This window comes from Mammaliicoccus sp. Dog046 (assembly GCF_034039665.1).
In the GTDB taxonomy this organism is placed as follows: domain Bacteria; phylum Bacillota; class Bacilli; order Staphylococcales; family Staphylococcaceae; genus Mammaliicoccus.
This window is the reverse complement of sequence record NZ_CP120131.1, coordinates 1,554,644-1,573,780: the sequence shown is the minus strand read 5'-3', so window position 1 is coordinate 1,573,780 and position 19,137 is coordinate 1,554,644. Positions and strand designations below refer to the sequence as shown.

The 19,137-nt window shown below is 33.6% G+C and carries 15 protein-coding genes; 14 read left to right on the top strand and 1 reads right to left on the bottom strand.

Translation table 11 applies throughout. The annotated features are described in order from the left end of the window. Positions 1-78 precede the first annotated feature (78 nt). The 14 genes from tsf to infB all read left to right on the top strand — a co-directional run bounded on the left by tsf (position 79) and on the right by infB (position 16,977). Positions 79-963 (top strand): translation elongation factor Ts, encoded by an 885-nt coding sequence (gene tsf, locus P3U32_RS07875; RefSeq protein ID WP_323702569.1) that lies wholly within the window; start codon positions 79-81, stop codon positions 961-963. An 82-nt stretch (positions 964-1,045) separates the two neighbouring features. Next, the gene (gene pyrH, locus P3U32_RS07870; RefSeq protein ID WP_323702568.1) at positions 1,046-1,768 is read left to right on the top strand and encodes a UMP kinase; all 723 of its coding nucleotides are present in this window, start codon (positions 1,046-1,048) and stop codon (positions 1,766-1,768) included. 17 nt (positions 1,769-1,785) lie between these two features. Beyond that, a complete protein-coding gene (frr, locus tag P3U32_RS07865; protein WP_323702567.1) occupies positions 1,786-2,340 on the top strand; it encodes a ribosome recycling factor in 555 nt (184 codons plus the stop codon). Positions 2,341-2,480: 140 nt separating this feature from the next. Continuing rightward, positions 2,481-3,233 (top strand): undecaprenyl pyrophosphate synthase, encoded by a 753-nt coding sequence (locus tag P3U32_RS07860; protein ID WP_323702566.1) that lies wholly within the window; start codon positions 2,481-2,483, stop codon positions 3,231-3,233. Positions 3,234-3,244: 11 nt separating this feature from the next. Further along, positions 3,245-4,027 (top strand): phosphatidate cytidylyltransferase, encoded by a 783-nt coding sequence (locus tag P3U32_RS07855; RefSeq protein ID WP_323702565.1) that lies wholly within the window; start codon positions 3,245-3,247, stop codon positions 4,025-4,027. A gap of 15 nt (positions 4,028-4,042) precedes the next feature. Further along, positions 4,043-5,173, top strand: a complete 1,131-nt coding sequence (gene dxr / locus P3U32_RS07850) for a 1-deoxy-D-xylulose-5-phosphate reductoisomerase (protein WP_323702563.1) — start codon at positions 4,043-4,045, stop codon at positions 5,171-5,173. 2 nt (positions 5,174-5,175) lie between these two features. After that, positions 5,176-6,462 carry an RIP metalloprotease RseP gene (gene rseP / locus P3U32_RS07845; protein WP_323702562.1) on the top strand — a complete coding sequence of 429 codons (1,287 nt, stop codon included), beginning with the start codon at positions 5,176-5,178 and terminating at the stop codon, positions 6,460-6,462. 18 nt (positions 6,463-6,480) lie between these two features. After that, on the top strand, positions 6,481-8,184 hold the full coding sequence (locus P3U32_RS07840) for a proline--tRNA ligase (RefSeq protein ID WP_323702561.1): 1,704 nt from the start codon (positions 6,481-6,483) through the stop codon (positions 8,182-8,184). 97 nt (positions 8,185-8,281) lie between these two features. After that, positions 8,282-12,601, top strand: coding sequence for a PolC-type DNA polymerase III (locus P3U32_RS07835; protein WP_416361223.1), 4,320 nt, complete (start codon positions 8,282-8,284; stop codon positions 12,599-12,601). Between the two features lie 121 nt (positions 12,602-12,722). Then, a complete protein-coding gene (gene rimP / locus P3U32_RS07830; protein ID WP_323702560.1) occupies positions 12,723-13,190 on the top strand; it encodes a ribosome maturation factor RimP in 468 nt (155 codons plus the stop codon). Between the two features lie 18 nt (positions 13,191-13,208). Next, positions 13,209-14,276 carry a transcription termination factor NusA gene (gene nusA / locus P3U32_RS07825; protein WP_416361222.1) on the top strand — a complete coding sequence of 356 codons (1,068 nt, stop codon included), beginning with the start codon at positions 13,209-13,211 and terminating at the stop codon, positions 14,274-14,276. Between the two features lie 16 nt (positions 14,277-14,292). Then, positions 14,293-14,577 (top strand): RNase P modulator RnpM, encoded by a 285-nt coding sequence (rnpM, locus tag P3U32_RS07820; RefSeq protein WP_323702559.1) that lies wholly within the window; start codon positions 14,293-14,295, stop codon positions 14,575-14,577. Beyond that, on the top strand, positions 14,574-14,900 hold the full coding sequence (locus tag P3U32_RS07815) for a ribosomal L7Ae/L30e/S12e/Gadd45 family protein (protein WP_323702558.1): 327 nt from the start codon (positions 14,574-14,576) through the stop codon (positions 14,898-14,900). The genes rnpM and P3U32_RS07815 overlap by 4 nt, the downstream gene beginning before the upstream one ends. Before the next feature lie 4 nt (positions 14,901-14,904). Then, positions 14,905-16,977: a translation initiation factor IF-2 gene (gene infB / locus P3U32_RS07810; protein ID WP_323702557.1), complete on the top strand. Its 2,073-nt coding sequence runs from the start codon at positions 14,905-14,907 to the stop codon at positions 16,975-16,977. 612 nt (positions 16,978-17,589) lie between these two features. On the opposite strand, the gene P3U32_RS07805 is transcribed toward infB, so the two are convergent. Continuing rightward, positions 17,590-19,041, bottom strand: a complete 1,452-nt coding sequence (locus P3U32_RS07805) for a SulP family inorganic anion transporter (RefSeq protein WP_323702556.1) — start codon at positions 19,039-19,041, stop codon at positions 17,590-17,592. Between the last annotated feature and the right edge of the window lie 96 nt (positions 19,042-19,137).

Sequence of the window (19,137 nt, the reverse complement as noted above, 5' to 3'; positions counted from 1 at the left end):
GATAAGGTTCTATAACTTATCACCTTTTTTTAGAAAGAATATAAAAATAATTACTTATATAAATGGAGGAATTAGAATATGGCTATTTCAGCTAAACTTGTCAAAGAATTACGTGAAAAAACTGGCGCAGGTATGATGGACTGTAAAAAAGCTTTAACAGAAACTGATGGTGACATCGATAAAGCGGTAGACTTCCTACGTGAAAAAGGTATCGCTAAAGCTGCTAAAAAAGCAGACCGTATTGCTGCAGAAGGTACTACATTTGTTGCTTCTAAAGGTAATGATGCAGTAATTCTTGAATTAAACTCAGAAACTGACTTCGTTGCTCGTAACGAAGGATTCCAAAACTTAGTTAAAGAAATGGCAGATCATATCTTAGACGTTAAACCTGCTGATGTTGACGCGTTAAATGCATCTACATTATCAAATGGTCAAACTGTTGAAGAAAAAATGAATGAATCTATTTCTACAATCGGTGAAAAATTAACTTTACGTCGATTTACATTAAAAACTAAAACTGATAACGATTCATTCGGTGAGTACTTACACATGGGTGGACGTATTGGTGTATTAAGTGTTGTTGAAGGTTCAACTAATGCTGAAGCAGCTAAAGATGTTGCTATGCACATTGCTGCATTAAACCCTAAATTTGTTTCTCGTGACCAAGTTTCTGAAGAAGAATTAGCTCACGAAAAAGAAATTCTTAAACAACAAGCTCTAAATGAAGGTAAACCTGAAAATATCGTTGAAAAAATGGTTGAAGGTAGAATGCGTAAATATTTAGAAGAAATCTGTGCTGTAGACCAATCATTTGTTAAAAATCCAGATCAAACTGTTGCTGAATTCTTGAAAACAGACGGTGGCGTGCTTGTAGATTTCGTTCGTTACGAAGTTGGGGAAGGTATCGAGAAACGTTCTGATAACTTTGCTGATGAAGTAAAAGGACAAATGAAAGGCAACTAAGATTGCTTTTTAGAAAGAAGACACGTCTTGTGTCTTCTTTCGTTATATATAGAACAAATTATAAGCATAGAGAGGGATTAAGATGACTAAGAATTCTAAATATAAACGCGTCGTTCTAAAACTAAGCGGTGAGGCATTAGCTGGAGATTCTGGCTTTGGTATTAACCCAGTAGTAATTAAAAGTATTGCTCAACAAGTGTCAGAAGTAGCAACTATGGACTGTGAAGTTGCAGTTATCGTTGGTGGAGGAAACATTTGGAGAGGTAAAACAGGAAGCGATTTAGGAATGGATCGTGGAACTGCAGATTATATGGGAATGTTAGCAACTGTTATGAATGCATTAGCATTGCAAGATAGTTTAGAACAATTAGAATGTGATACACGTGTATTAACTTCAATTGAAATGAAACAAGTCGCAGAACCATATATTAGACGACGTGCAATTCGACACTTAGAGAAAAAGAGAGTCGTTATATTTGCTGCTGGAATAGGCAATCCATACTTCTCTACAGATACAACTGCAGCTTTAAGAGCAGCTGAAGTTGAAGCTGATGTTATCTTAATGGGTAAAAATAATGTTGATGGTGTATATTCTGCAGATCCTAAAGTAGACCCAAGTGCAGAAAAATATGAAAGATTAACATATATTCAAATGTTGCAAGAAGGATTACAAGTAATGGATTCAACTGCTTCATCATTCTGTATGGACAACGATATCCCACTTGTTGTATTCTCAATTATGGAAGAAGGAAATATTAAACGTGCCGTTCAAGGTGAAGAAATCGGTACAATTATTACAAAATAAACACGAGGTGTAATTTCATGGCAGATGTAATTCAAGACACAAAGTCGAAAATGAACAAAACAATTGAAAGTTTTAGTAGAGATTTGGCAGCAATTAGAACTGGTCATGCAAATGCGAATCTTCTAGAAAGAGTTAATGTGGAGTATTATGGTGCACCGACACCAATACAACAATTAGCAGGAATTTCAGTACCAGAAGCACGCTTATTAGTTGTTCAACCTTACGATAAATCTTCTGTTGAAGATGTATTAAAAGCAATTAATGCTGCTAACTTAGGTGTTAACCCTACAAGTGATGGTACAGTTATTAGAATATCTGTTCCTGCATTAACTGAAGAACGCAGAAAAGAACTTGTAAAAGAAGCTAAAAAAGAAGCTGAAAATGCAAAAGTAGCTGTGCGTAATATCCGTCGTGATTCAAATGAAGATTTGAAGAAACAAGAGAAAAACGGTGATATTACTGAAGATGATTTAAGAAATCAAACAGATAATGTTCAAGAACTAACTAATGATTTCATTAAACAAATTGATGATTTAACTGCTCAAAAAGAAAATGACATTTTGGAAGTTTAAAGATGAGAACTGTACCAAATCAGACTTTGGTACGGTTTTTTTCTTTAAGTACACAGAACTGTTCTTTTTGTGATAAAATGTAAGACGATATGTTTAATTAATTTTACATATAAATTCGCGTTTGTTTGATGGAGGACGCTATGATAAAAAAGTATATAAAACAAAAACAACAAGTTAATAGTCAAGACAAAGAAATGACAGTTCCCGAACATATAGCAATCATTATGGATGGTAACGGACGATGGGCAAAAAGTAAAAAAATGCCTCGTATTAAAGGACACTATGAAGGCATGCAAACCGTAAAAAAAATCACACGAAAAGCAAATGACTTAGGTATTAAATATTTAACGTTGTATGCATTTTCAACAGAAAACTGGGCTAGACCAGATGATGAAGTGAAATTTTTAATGAAATTGCCAGTAGATTTTCTTAAAACATTTTTACCTGAACTAATCGAGAAAAATGTAAAAGTAACTACAATAGGTTTTACTGATGCGCTACCAAAGCATACTAAAAATGCAATTGAAGAAGCGATCGAAAAGACCAAACATAACACTGGTTTGAACCTTGTATTTGCCTTGAATTATGGTGGGAGAGCTGAAATTTTAAATGCTGTTAAAGAACTGTACCACGAAATTGAAGAGGGTGAACTATCAATTGATGATCTAAATGAGGATCATTTAATGCGACACTTATTCACTTCTGATATTCCAGATCCTGAATTGTTAATACGTACTTCGGGTGAGGAAAGACTGAGCAATTTCTTAATTTGGCAATCATCTTATAGTGAATTTATATTTACTAAAACGTTGTGGCCAGACTTTGATGAACAATCATTAATCGATTGTTTGAAAATTTATCAGTCAAGACAGCGTAGATTTGGTGGGCTGTAAAGGAGAAAATAATGAAGACGAGAACTATATCTGCAATCGTTGCAATGGCTATATTTCTTCCTGTAGTGATTTATGGAAGATTGCCAGTTGTCATATTAGCGTATTTACTTGCTTTAATTGCGTTAAAAGAAATTTTAAATATGAACAAATTATCAATTGTTTCAGTACCTGGATTTTTATCTATTATTTCATTATGCATCATTCTAATACCGCAGGAAGTTATTCATAATGATATACGGATTCAACTTCAATTACTTATTGTAATGAGCTTTTTAATGTTAAGTTATACTGTTATGTCAAAGAACAGATTTAACTTTATGGATGCAGCCTTCTGTGTTTTATCGGTAACTTATATAGGTATCGGGTTTATGTATTTTTACGAAACTCGTGAACACGGATTACAATTCATACTCTTTGCTTTATTAGTTGTTTGGTTAACAGATACTGGTGCATATATATTTGGACGTTTATTTGGTAAACACAAATTATGGCCATTAATCAGCCCTAATAAAACGATTGAAGGTTTTATTGGCGGTATTTTATCAAGTTTGATCGTAGCGGTAATATTTGGACAATCATTTGATATGGATGTATCATTATGGTTACTTATTCCGTTAACAATGTTATTAAGTATGTTTGGACAATTAGGTGACCTAGTTGAATCTGGATTAAAGAGACATTTTGGAGTAAAAGATTCGGGCAATGTTATGCCGGGACATGGTGGTATATTAGATAGATTTGATAGTTTTATTTTTGTATTACCATTGTTAAACTTATTTCTATTTCAAATGTAAAATGGGGTGCATTCTATGAAGCATATAGCTATTCTTGGTGCGAGTGGTTCTATTGGTCAACAAGCGTTGGATGTCATACGAGAACATCAGGATCAATTTAAACTAGTGGCTTTCTCTGTTGGGAAGAATGTTGCATACGCACAAAATATCATAAAAGAATTTAAACCTGAACTTGTTTCTGTACAAAATGCAGAAGATATTGATAAATTAAAACATTTAGATGTTGAAGTTGAATACGGTGAAGAAGGATTAATGCGTGTAGCAACGTATTCTAAATCAGATTTACTGTTAAATTCTATTATTGGAAGTATAGGATTGAAGCCAACAATGGCAGCTATTGAGTCAGGTATTGATATTGGATTAGCAAATAAAGAAACACTTGTTGTTGCAGGTGAATTGATTATGCGTAGAGCGAAAGAGAAGCGAGTTCAAATTATACCTGTTGATTCTGAACATTCAGCGATATTCCAATGTTTAAATGGCGAATCTAAGAAACATGTGAATAAGCTCATTATCACAGCTAGTGGAGGGTCTTTTAGAGACTTAACACGTGAAGATTTAAAGAAAGTTACTGTGGAAGATGCTTTGAATCACCCTAATTGGTCCATGGGACAAAAAATCACAATCGATTCAGCGACAATGATGAATAAAGGTTTAGAAGTTATTGAAGCGAAATGGTTATTCGATTTAAATGTGGATCAAATAGAAACAGTATTACATAAAGAGAGTATTATTCATTCAATGGTTGAGTTTAACGATACAAGTGTAATTGCGCAATTAGGTACACCGGATATGAGAACACCGATTCAATATGCGTTTACTTATCCAGATAGATTGCCTAGAGATGCAGAAAAATTAAACTTAGCACAAATTGGTCAATTGAATTTTAAAGAAATGGATTGGCAACGTTTTAAATGTATACGTTTCGCTTATGATGCAATCAAAATAGGCGGAACAATGCCAGTCGTTTTAAATGCGGTTAATGAAGTCGCAGTAAGTAAATTTTTAAACAATGAAATATCATTTTTAGAAATTGAGGCAATGATTGAAAAAGAAATGAAATCGCATCAAGTCATAGAGCATCCAGATTTAGATACGATACTAAACATTGATGCAGCTTATAAATCTAAGGATTACGGGGTGTAAGTGTGATTTATACTATATTAGCATTTATATTTGTATTTGGTCTCTTAGTGACTGTGCATGAATATGGACATATGTTTTTTGCTAAAAGAGCAGGAATCATGTGTCCTGAATTTGCAATAGGCATGGGACCAAAAATCTTTTCATATAAGAAAAATGAAACACTTTATACAATTAGGTTATTACCAGTAGGTGGATATGTTCGAATGGCCGGAGATGGTCTTGAACAAAATCCTTTAACACCTGGTATGCACATCGCAATAAAATTAAATGAAAACAATGAAATTACGCATGTGATCATGGATGACCAGCATAAATTTCAACAAATAGAACATTTAGAAGTTAAAGATAGTGATTTTGATAATGATATTTTCATTGAAGGAATTGCTTCTAGTGATGAGGAAAGACATCACTACAAAATTGCGAGAGAAGCTTATTTTGTTCAAGGTGGCGATTTAATTCAAATTGCACCTAAAGATAGACAATTGATGAGTAAGAAACCTTATCAAAGATTTTTAACGTTATTTGCGGGTCCATTATTTAACTTTATATTAGCTTTTGTAATATTTATTGGTTTGGCGTACTGGCAAGGTGTACCGACAAACGAACCTGTCTTTGGAGATTTACAAAAAGATGGACCAGCCCAAACTGTAGGTATTAAAAAAGGTGATGAAATCAAGTCTGTTGATGGTAAAGAAATTAATAAATTCACAGACCTTCAGCCGATTTTTAAAGAAAAGAAAACATCTCCAGTTGAAATCAAAGTAGATAGAGACGGTAAAGAAAAAACATTTAAAGTCGCGGCTAAGAAAAATAAAGTAGAAGTAAGTAAAGGTAAATATGAAACAAATTACCTAATTGGCGTTGCACAACCAACTGAGCATACATTGTTTGGTCCATTATTAGCTGGTATTGAGAAGACGATTGTAGCAGGACAATATATATTCCATGCTGTACTCAATTTAATCGGTAGTATTTTTACAGGTGGATTCTCATTTGATATGTTGAATGGTCCAGTCGGTATTTATAGCAACGTAGATTCAGTAGTTAAGCAAGGTTTCGTAACATTAATGGGCTTTACTGCATTATTAAGTGTAAACTTAGGTATTATGAATTTATTACCAATACCAGCACTAGATGGTGGTAGAATATTATTCGTATTTTATGAAATGATATTTAGAAAACCAATCAATAAAAAAGCTGAAATGGTAATGCTTTCTATAGGTGCAGTATTCTTAATATTTGTCATGATCATGGTTACATGGAATGATATCCAACGTTACTTCATGTAATTTTTAAGGAGGAAAACAATGAAACAGTCAAAAGTATTTATACCAACACTAAGAGAAGAGCCTGCAGAAGCCGAATCGATTAGTCATAAATTTTTATTAAAATCAGGAATGATTAAACAGAATGCAAGTGGTATTTATAGTTATTTACCAACTGCAAAACGTGTCTTAAATAAAATCGAGCAAATCGTAAGAGAAGAAATGGAAAAGATTGATGGACTTGAAGTTTTAATGCCGGTACTTCAACCTGCTGAATTGTGGAAAGAATCAGGTAGATGGGATGCATACGGCGCTGAATTAATGAGATTAAAAGATAGAAACAGCCGTGACTTTAGTCTTGGGCCAACACATGAAGAAGTTATCACTTCTCTAGTACGTGATGAATTGAAATCTTATAAAAGATTACCAATTACTTTATTCCAAATACAAACTAAATTTAGAGATGAAAAAAGAACACGCTTTGGACTATTACGTGGTCGTGAATTTATAATGAAAGATGCGTATTCTTTCCATGCTGACGAAGCATCTTTAGATGATACGTATAAAGATATGTATGACGCTTATCATAAAATATTTACACGTGTTGGATTGAATTTCAGACCAGTATTAGCGGATTCAGGTGCGATTGGTGGGGACCATACACATGAATTTATGGCACTTGCTGAAATTGGTGAGGATACAATCGTGTATAGTGATACAGCAGACTATGCTGCAAACATTGAAAAAGCAGAAGTCGTGTACACACCGAACTTAGAACATACAGATGAAGCAGCTTTAGAAAAAGTTGAAACACCGAATGTGAAAACGGCTCAAGAGTTAGCTGATTTTCTATCTGTGTCATTAGATCATATTGTTAAATCAATGATTGTTAAAGTTGAAGATGAATATGTGATGATATTAATTCGTGGACACCATGAATTAAATGATATTAAATTAAAATCATACTTTAAAACAGATAATATTGAATTTGCAACTGATTCTGAAATCGAGAATATTTTAGGTGCTAAACCAGGTAGTTTAGGTCCAGTAAATGTTGATCAAATTAAAATTTATGCTGACAATTTTGTACAAGATATTAACAACTTAGCAGTTGGTGCAAATGAAGATGGATTCCATTATTTAAATGCAAATGTGGAAAGAGACTTTAAAGTTGAAGCATATGGTGACTTTAGATTCATACTTGAAGGTGAAGCTTTACCAGATAATTTAGGTAATGCTAAATTTGCAGAAGGTATCGAAGTTGGTCAAGTATTCAAATTAGGAACAAAATACTCTGAAAGCATGAATGCGACATTCTTAGATGAAAATGGTAAAGCAAATCCATTGATTATGGGTTGTTACGGTATAGGGATTTCTAGAACATTATCTGCCGTTATTGAACAACATCATGATGAGAATGGTATCATTTGGCCAAAGGCAATTGCCCCATATGATGTTCATGTAATTGTTATTAATCATAAACAAGAGGCTCAGTCGAAATTAGGGTCACAATTATATGACCAACTTGGCGATCAATATAGTGTGTTATTAGATGATAGACAAGAACGTGCAGGCGTTAAATTTAAAGATGCAGATTTAATTGGTATTCCGTTAAGAATTATGGTTGGTAAAAAAGCTGACGAAGGCATTGTAGAAGTGAAACGTCGCGACAATTTAGAGAGTCAAGAAGTGCATATTAATGACTTAAATGAAGTAATTAATTCATTATATAATACAGTCAAATAGACTGTTAATAGCAATGAAATCTGATATAATATAAGATATTTAAAGAGGCTAAATTACAGTTAGCCTCTTTTTCATTTTGATGAAGGTGGTCATATTAGTGTCAATGACAGGGAAAGAGAAATTCCAAACGCTTCTCACTCAGTTGAACATAACAGATGAGCTCGATAAAGACATAATTGAATATGGTGAGTTAACACGTATAGACGTATCACAATCTAAGCGGTTATGGCATTTTTATATTCAATTACCAAAATTTTTATCTAGTGAAATGTACCTTGTTTTTACAAATCAACTTAAATCTGCATTTCATAGTATTGCAGAAGTTGATTGGACAATTGAAGTTGCGCAACAAGAAAATATAGACGAACATATTTTAAGATATATGCCTCATTGTATTGATGAAACTGGGTTGAGCGATAAAGTGAAACATCAATTAAAGCAAAAACCAGTTATTTTTGCAGATGAAGTAGTGAAAGTACAAGTTAATAATGATATTGAACGTGACTATTTTGATAAACGCGTTAATGGTTCATTAGTTAAAGCATTACAAAAATGTGGTTTTAAAATTTCGAGAGTAATCTTTGAAACAATAGATAATGAAGAACAAATGAAACGTGAATTAGAATCGTTTGAAGCACATATTCAGCAAGAAGATGAAGAAGCTGCACGTATCGCATCTGAGAAGATGGAACGTATGAAGAAAGAAAAAGCAGAATCTGAAGATGGCGAAAATGCTGTTTCTAAATGTCAAATTGGTAAAGACATACCAGTGGATACGATTAGAAAGATTGAAGAAATTACAGAAGAAGAATTTAAAGTTGCACTTGAAGGTGTCATTTTTGATATTGAAATGAAAGAGCTGAAAAGTGGCAGACATATTGTGACGTTGAAAATAACAGACTATACTGATTCATTGATATTGAAGATGTTTACAAGAAAAGGTAAAGATGATTTAGATCACTTTAAAGCACTTAAAGTAGGAACTTGGGTAAGGGCTCAAGGTAGAATTGAACAAGATCAGTTCATTCGCGATTTAGTAATGATGATGACGGATATTCATGAAATCAAAAAATCACCTAAGCAAGACAAAGCACCAGATAAACGTGTGGAATTCCATTTACATACATCAATGAGTCAAATGGATGGTATTTCTCATATTGGTAAATATGTTGAACAGGCAGCCAAATGGGGACATAAAGCCATCGCGATAACCGATCATAATGGTGTACAAGGCTATCCAGATGCACATGCTGCTGCTACAAAAAATGGCATTAAAATGATTTATGGCATGGAAGGTATGCTTGTAGATGATGGTGTACCAATTGCATATAAACCACAAGATATCCCACTTAAGTCAGCCACTTATATTGTATTTGACGTTGAAACAACTGGTCTATCCAGTCAATACGACCAAATTATAGAATTGGCTGCAGTAAAAGTGAAAGATGGAGAAGTCATAGATACATTTGAACGATTTTCAGATCCTGGTGTTCGTTTATCTGAAATAATCAAGAATTTAACTGGTATTACAGATGAAATGTTGCAAGGGCAACCGGATATTGAAACTGTACTTACAGATTTCCATGAATGGGTCGGCGATGCGATTTATATCGCGCATAATGCCTCGTTTGATATGGGCTTTATTGATACTGGATTTGAACGTATCGGTCTAGGTGCAACAACAAATGCAGTTATAGATACATTGGAACTATCTAGAACTGTGAATACTGAATATGGTAAGCATGGTTTGAATTTCTTAGCTAAAAAGTATGGCGTTGAATTAACACAACACCATAGAGCGATATACGATGCTGAAACAACAGCGCATATATTTATAAAAATGTTAAAACAATTAGAAGAATTAGGTGTACAGAACCATAACCAAATTAATGAACACTTATCTAATGATGAAGCATATAAACGTGCAAGACCGTCACATGTGACTTTAATTGTTCAAAATCAAGTTGGCTTAAAGAACTTATTTAAAATAGTGAGTGCGTCATTAGTAGATTATTATTACAGAACACCACGTATACCACGTTCTCTACTCAATAAGCATAGAGAAGGTATATTAGTTGGTAGTGCGTGTGATGAAGGTGAAGTATTCACAACGGTTATGCAAAAAGACCAAGATGAAGTAGAAAAGGTTGCGCAATATTATGACTATTTAGAAGTTCAACCTAAAAGTTTATATCAAGATTTAATTGATAGAGAATTGATTAAAGATAATGAAACGATGGAAGAAATTTATCAACGTATATTAAGTGTAGGTGAGAAATTAAATATCCCAGTGATTGCTACTGGAAATGCCCATTACTTGAATGAGCATGATGCAATCGCAAGAAAAATATTAATTGCAGCACAACCAGGTAATCCACTTAATAGACAGACATTACCTAAAGCACACTTTAGAACAACTGATGAAATGCTTGACGAATTCCACTTCCTTGGTGAAGAAAAAGCATATGAAATCGTTGTGAAAAATACGAATGATTTAGCGGATAGATTAGAAACAGTTGTACCAATTAGGGATGAACTTTATACACCTAATATGGAAGGTGCCAATGAAGAAATTCGAGAAATGAGTTATGATAATGCGCGTAAATTATACGGTGAGGAACTTCCTCAAATTGTTATAGACCGATTAGAGAAAGAACTTGAAAGTATTATTGGTAATGGTTTCGCAGTTATTTATTTAATTTCACAAAGATTAGTGAAGAAATCTCTGAATGATGGCTATTTAGTTGGTTCGCGTGGTTCAGTCGGTTCTAGTTTTGTTGCTACAATGACAGAAATAACAGAAGTGAATCCACTGCCGCCACATTATATTTGTCCTAAGTGTAAAGAAAGTCATTTCTTTGACGATGGTTCAGTTGGATCAGGATTTGATTTACCAGATAAGCAATGCGAAAAATGCCAAGTAGAAATGATTAAAGAAGGACAAGATATTCCATTCGAAACGTTCTTAGGATTTAAAGGTGATAAAGTACCTGATATTGACTTGAACTTTAGTGGTGAATATCAACCTGTTGCCCATAATTATACGAAAGAACTGTTTGGTGAAGATAAAGTGTTTAGAGCAGGTACTATTGGTACCGTTGCAGAAAAAACAGCATTTGGCTATGTTAAAGGTTTCTTAAATGATCAAGGTATTCATAAAAGAGCTGCTGAAGTGGATCGATTAGTAAAAGGATGTACTGGTGTTAAAAGAACAACTGGACAACATCCAGGTGGTATCATTGTTGTTCCAGATTATATGGATATTTACGACTTTACACCAATACAATTCCCAGCAGATGACCAAAAATCAGCTTGGAAAACAACACACTTTGATTTCCACTCAATTCATGACAATATTCTTAAGTTGGATATACTTGGACACGATGATCCTACAATGATTAGAATGCTTCAAGATTTATCTGGTATTGATCCTAAAACAATACCTGTTGATGATAAAGAAACGATGAAAATATTTAGTACACCTGAGTCATTAGGTGTTACCGAAGAAGATATACTTTGTAAAACGGGAACATTCGGAGTACCTGAATTTGGTACAGGATTCGTTAGACAAATGTTAGAAGATACGAAGCCAACAACATTTTCAGAGTTAGTTCAAATTTCAGGTTTATCACACGGAACAGATGTATGGTTAGGCAATGCTCAAGAATTAATTAAAACAGGAACATGTGACCTATCAAGCGTAATAGGTTGTCGTGATGATATCATGGTATATCTAATGTATAACGGCTTAGAACCGTCACTCGCATTTAAAATTATGGAAGCAGTACGTAAAGGTAAAGGATTAACTGAAGAATTCGAGATTGCTATGAAAGATAACGAAGTACCTGACTGGTATTTAGATTCATGTAAGAAGATTAAATACATGTTCCCTAAAGCCCATGCAGCAGCTTATGTATTAATGGCATTAAGAATTGCTTACTTTAAAGTACATTATCCATTATATTATTACGCAAGTTATTTCACAGTAAGAGCCACTGACTTTGATTTAAAGACAATGACTAAAGATAAAGAAACAATTAAAACGGCTATCAAGGAATATTATAGTCGATTCCATGAACTAGCTAAAAAAGAAAAAGACGTATTAACTGTGCTTGAATTAATGAATGAAATGGCACATCGAGGCTTTAAATTACAGCCGATTAGTTTAGAGAAAAGTGATGCATTTGAATTTAAAATTGAAGGTGATACGTTAATTCCACCATTTATTGCTGTACCAGGGCTTGGTGAGAACGTTGCTAAACGTATTGTTGAGGCTAGAAATGAAGGTCCATTTTTAGCGAAAGAAGACTTAAATAAAAAAGCGGGCGTATCACAAAAAATTATCGAATATTTAGATGAACTTGGTTCACTTCCAAATATGCCTGATAAAGCACAGCTTTCAATTTTTGATTTGTAATGTATCTAGTTGAGTATAGCGCTATTGTATGGTATACTGTTATTGCTTAAAATAATACTCTGACGTTGAAAGAGTGGGACATTTCCCGCTCTTTTCTGTTTGTATTAAGAGGGAGGTCATTATGAGTAAAGTTGCAGCACACGTTGAGGAAATCATTCAACCAATCATTGAATCATTAAATTATGAACTTGTAGATGTTGAATATGTTAAAGAAGGATCTGACTATTATCTACGAATTGCAATTGATAAAGACGGTGGCGTTGATTTAAACGACTGCACAATTGCCTCTGAAAAAATCAGTGAAGTTATGGATAAAGAAGATCCAATAAAAGAGCCGTATTTCATGGATGTATCATCACCAGGTGCGGAACGTCCATTAAAAAAAGAAAAAGATTATCAGAATGCAATTGATCAACCTGTATTTATCTCATTATATGAACCTGTTGAAGGGGATAAAGAATGGTTAGGCGTTTTAAAAGAAATTACTGAAGAGTCGATTACATTAGAAGTTAAAATTAAAACAAGAACTAAAAATGTTACGTTGCCACGCAAAAAAATTGCTAAAGCACGTCGATCTGTAATGTTATAATATAAAGGAGGATACATTGTGAAAGGTAATGAACTATTACTAGCAATTGAATACCTTGAAAAGGAAAAAAGAATACCACGTGAGGTTTTAATTGATGCCATTGAAGCTGCATTAATCACTGCTTATAAGAAAAATTATGATAGTGCTAAAAATGTACGTATAGAATTGAATTTAGATGAAGGTACGTATAGAGTTATCTCTAGAAAAGATGTAGTTGAAGATGTTGAAGATTATAGAGATCAAGTCGCATTAGATACTGCACTTGTTACAAATCCAGCTTATGAAATTGGTGATGTCTTTGAAGAAGACGTTACACCTAAAGATTTCGGTCGTGTTGGTGCTCAAGCAGCTAAACAAGCAGTTATGCAACGTTTAAGAGATGCTGAAAGAGGCATTCTTTATGATGAGTTTATTGATAAAGAAGACGATATCGTAACAGGTGTGATTGACCGTGTTGACCATCGCTATGTTTACGTGAATTTAGGCCGTACAGAAGCAGTGCTTTCTGAAGCTGAAAGAAGTCCGAATGAACAATACCTACCAAATGAACGTATTAAAGTATACGTTAATAAAGTAGAACAAACGACTAAAGGGCCACAAATTTTCGTGTCACGTACACACCCTGGATTATTAAAACGTTTGTTTGAGCAAGAAGTACCTGAAATTTATGACGGTACAGTTATTGTTAAATCGGTTGCACGTGAAGCGGGCGATCGTTCAAAAATAAGTGTTACTTCAGAAAATGGAGATATCGATGCTGTAGGTGCTTGTGTAGGTTCTAAAGGCGTACGTGTTGAAGCGGTAGTTAATGAATTAGGCGGCGAAAAAATCGACATCGTTGAATGGGATGAAGATCCTAAAGTATTCGTAAGAAATGCTTTAAGTCCATCTCAAGTTGTTGAAGTTATTGTTGACGAAGATAATCAATCTACTACAGTTGTTGTTCCAGACTATCAATTATCATTAGCAATTGGTAAACGTGGTCAAAACGCACGACTAGCTGCAAAATTAACAGGTTGGAAGATTGATATTAAATCTGAAACTGACGCAAGAGCTGCTGGCATCATTTCAACTGAAGAATCATAAGTGAGGTGCTTGTATCATGAAGAAGAAAAAGATACCAATGCGTAAGTGTATACTTTCAAATGAAATGAAACCAAAAAATGATATGATTCGCGTCGTGAAAAATAAAGAAGGCGAAATTCAAGCTGATGCAACAGGTAAAGCTCCTGGACGAGGTACATATGTATCTAAAGATTTAGCTGTTGTTGAAACTGCACAACAACAAGGTAAATTAGAGCGTTATTTTGGTAGTGATCAAGAAACGTTAGAGCCAGTGTATAAAGAAATTATTCGATTAATATATCGTGAGCGTATACCTAAATGAATATAGATAAGAAAGATAAAATTTTAAACCTGCTCGGTCTAGCAACAAGAGCTAGAAAGATTAAAACAGGTGAAGAAATTGTTATAAGTGAAATGAGAAGAGGCAACGTGAAACTTGTCATACTATCAGAAGATGCTGCAGCAAATGTTACAAAAACAATAAAAAATAAATGTGCAACTTATCATGTAACACTTTTAACTTTTGCAACACGCTTTGAATTAGGCTACGCAATTGGAAAAGAAAGCAGAGTGGTGTTGGGCATAACTGACATTGGATTTAGTAAAAAACTAAAAACAATGATTCATGATTTTCATGAGGAGTGAGTATATGAGTAAAAAAAGAATATATGAGTATGCAAAAGAAATCAATATAAAGAGTAAAGATATTATCGATGAATTGAAAAAGAACAACATAGAAGTATCGAATCACATGCAAGCACTAGAGGAGAATGACATTAAAATTTTAGATAAAGCATTTAAAAAATCAGCACCTGCCAAGAAGGAACAAACGAATACTCACGGTAATAAACCAAACAATAACCAAAACAATCAAAAGAAGAATAACAATAAAAAACAAAATAATAAAAAGCAAAACAATAATCAGCAGCAACAACAAAAGCCTAAAGAAGAAGTTAAAGAAACACCATCTTTAATTACTTATGAAGAAGGTATTACAGTTGGCGAACTAGCTGAAAAAATTAATAAAGACGCTTCTGAAATTATTAAAAAATTATTCTTACTTGGTGTTGTTGCAAATATCAATCAAGCATTAGATACAGAAACGGTAGAATTAATCTGTTCTGATTATGATATTGAAGCTGAGTTAGAAGTGCATGTTGATGCGACTGACTTAGAAACTTATTTCGAAGTTGAAGATGAAAATGATGCTAGTTTAATTGAAAGACCAGCAGTTGTTACAATCATGGGACACGTTGACCATGGTAAAACAACATTATTAGACTCTATCCGTAACACTCGTGTTACAGCTGGAGAAGCTGGTGGTATCACTCAACATATTGGTGCATACCAAATCGAAAATAATAACAAAAAAATCACGTTCCTTGATACACCAGGACATGCTGCTTTTACAACAATGAGAGCACGTGGTGCACAAGTTACGGATATTACAATTCTTGTTGTTGCAGCAGATGATGGTGTTATGCCTCAAACAATTGAAGCAATCAACCATGCTAAAGCAGCAGAAGTACCTATTATTGTTGCAGTAAACAAAGTTGATAAACCAACAGCGAACCCTGATAGAGTAATGCAAGAATTAGGTGAATATGGTCTTTATCCTGAAGATTGGGGTGGCGATACAATATTCGTACAACTTTCAGCAATCCAAGGCGACGGCATCGATGATTTATTAGAGATGATTGGTCTTGTATCTGAAGTTGAAGAATTAAAAGCTAATCCAAATCGTGCTGCTGTAGGTACAGTGATTGAAGCTGAATTAGATAAATCACGTGGACCAGCCGCTTCATTATTAGTACAAAATGGTACTTTAGAAGTTGGAGATTCATTAGTAGTTGGTAATACTTATGGTCGTGTTCGTGCGATGGTAAGTGATTTAGGTAAACGTATCAAAGTAGCAGGACCATCTACTCCAGTCGAAATCACTGGTTTACATGATGTTCCTCAAGCAGGAGATCGTTTCGTTGTATTCAAGAATGAAAAACAAGCACGCCAAATCGGTGAAAAACGTCAACAAGAAAATATCTTAAAACAACGTCAAGATAGTAAGAGTGTTTCTTTAGACAACTTGTTCGAACAAATGAAACAAGGTGAAATGAAAGACTTAAATATTATTATTAAAGGTGATGTTCAAGGTTCAGTTGAAGCATTAGCAGCATCATTAATGAAAATAGATGTTGAAGGTGTTAATGTTCGCATTATTCATACTGCAGTAGGTGCAATTAATGCATCTGACGTAACGCTTGCAGCTGCTTCAAATGGTATTATCATTGGTTTCAATGTTAGACCAGATGCAGGAGCGAAACGTGCAGCAGAAGAAGAAAATGTTGATATGCGTTTACACAGAATTATATATAAAGTGATTGAGGAAATTGAATCTGCAATGAAAGGATTATTAGATCCTGAATTTGAAGAGAAAGTACTTGGTCAAGCTGAAGTACGTCAAACATTTAAAGTATCTAAAGTTGGTACAATCGCTGGTAGTTATGTTACTGACGGTAAAATCACAAGAGATTCAAGCGTCCGTATTATTCGTGATGGTATTGTTATCTTTGAAGGTGAATTAGATACATTAAAACGTTTCAAAGACGATGCTAAAGAAGTAGCAGCAGGATACGAATGTGGTATCACAATTGAGAAATTCAACGATATTAAAGAAGGCGACATCTTTGAAGCTTTCAAAATGGTTGAAATCGAAAGAAAATAGTATGTAAACAAGCAGAACAAATAGCTTGTCATGCAAAGAGGCTGGGACAAATATGTTCTAGAAAACTAAAAAACAGTAGAAATTCATGTGTAAAACTGAATTTCTACTGTTTTTCTTATTTTCTTTCTCTTTTGTAGCTCTTAGAGCTACCATTTTTCTTATATTTGTTGCCATTAAGGCAACTCCTATTGATTTACAGAATGAGCAATATCATTTTCTGGAATCAATACTTCAATATTAAGTGGAAGAGTTATTTGGGAAATGTTATAATTTTTATACATAAGGCACCTCGTTAATTTGGTTTTTGTTGTGATTAATTAAATTATACGAGAGTGCTTTATTTTTTGTATAAAAATTGGAAATTTGTAACGATTTTGTAACATGCTGACGCCTGAGGGAATAGTATGAGTGAGAGACTACAGGCTCGAACCATACCCTAGGCAAGCATGCACGAACAAAATCGTAGATTATACATAATAACATCTCATTTTATGCTGAATAAATCAGTAAAATGAGATGTTATTTATTTTGAGTTAGAATTTATGTCCCAGCCTTGTTTTTTTTGTAATGATTTTTCAATTTGCATTTATGGAATAGAAGATAATGTCTACTTTAAATCAAATGTTTATCGTTTAATTGGCCTAATTCAGAAACGATTTTTCGACTATATTTGTTTAATTTTTTTACATATACAATGTTATTTTTCTCTTCAAATTTTCTTGTGATTGTATCTATGGCATCTACAGCGGAATCATCCCATAAGTGAGCCTGATCAAAATTTAACTCGATGATGCTATTTTCAATATTAAGGTTCATTTGATTCATCATAGAGTTAATGGATACAAAGAATATCTGTCCTCTAAAAGAGAAAAGCTTTGTTTCACCTAAATCTTTATGAATCACTTCCACATTAGAAATTTTAGTTACAAAGAAAAGGGCACTGAAGATAACTCCCACAATTACACCAATAGCTAAATTGTGTGTCATTAAAACTATAAATACTGTTAAAATCATCACAAACGCATCTGTTTTGGGTGCTTTTTTAATATATTTAAAAGAATTCCAGTCGACAGTTCCAATAGAAACCATTACCATAATTCCTGCAAGAATTGGCATTGGTATTTGAATAACGATGCCACCAAGTACAATAATCATAAACATAAGTACAACACCTGCTGTAAATGTTGATAATCTGCTATTTGCTCCTGATTTCACATTGATAACAGATTGTCCAATCATAGCACAGCCGCCCATACCACCAAAGAAACCTGTAATTACATTTGCAATACCTTGTCCGCGGGATTCTTTGTTTTTACTACTATAAGTATCTGTTGCATCATCTACTATTTTAGCTGTGAGAAGACTTTCTACTAAACCTACAATTGCCATTGATAAAGAATATGGGAAAATAATTTGAAGTGTTTCTAAATTATATGGAACGTTAGGGAATAAGAAGTGAGGTAAAGTTTGTTTGATGCTACCTAAATCTCCGACAGTTTTTACATTAGAGCCCGTATACAAATAAAAAGCTGTCAAAGCTACTATCGCTATTAATGGTGCTGGAATAGCCTTAAAAAATCTAGGAATAATATATACAATAAGTAGAGTTATAATAACGTATATATAAGTGGAAATAGATATACCGAAAATATGCTCAATTTGAGACATAAAAATCATAATAGCTAATGCATTAACAAAACCGATCATGACAGATCTTGGTATATATTTCATTAAATGACCTACTTTAAGTAGTCCTAATATTAATTGAATGAATCCCATTAAAATGGTCGCTGCAAAAAGGTATTCAACACCATGTTCCTTTACTAAAGGTGTGACCAAAAGGGCTACAGCCCCCGCTGCACCAGATATCATTGCAGGTCTACCACCAACAATCGCTGTCACAGTGGCAATAATAAATGCTGCATATAGTCCCACCATAGGGTCAACGCCAGCAATAATTGAAAATGCAATAGCCTCTGGGATTAAAGCTAAAGCTACCACAATACCTGCAAGTATATTTTTACCAGGCTGGTTAAGCCATTCAGATTTTAATTTCTTAACCATTATTTCATCTCCTTCATTTTATTTATAAAACAAAGTATAACACAAAAGTTTCATATATATACCCCTTAATGAAACTATATGTTATACTTTAATCAT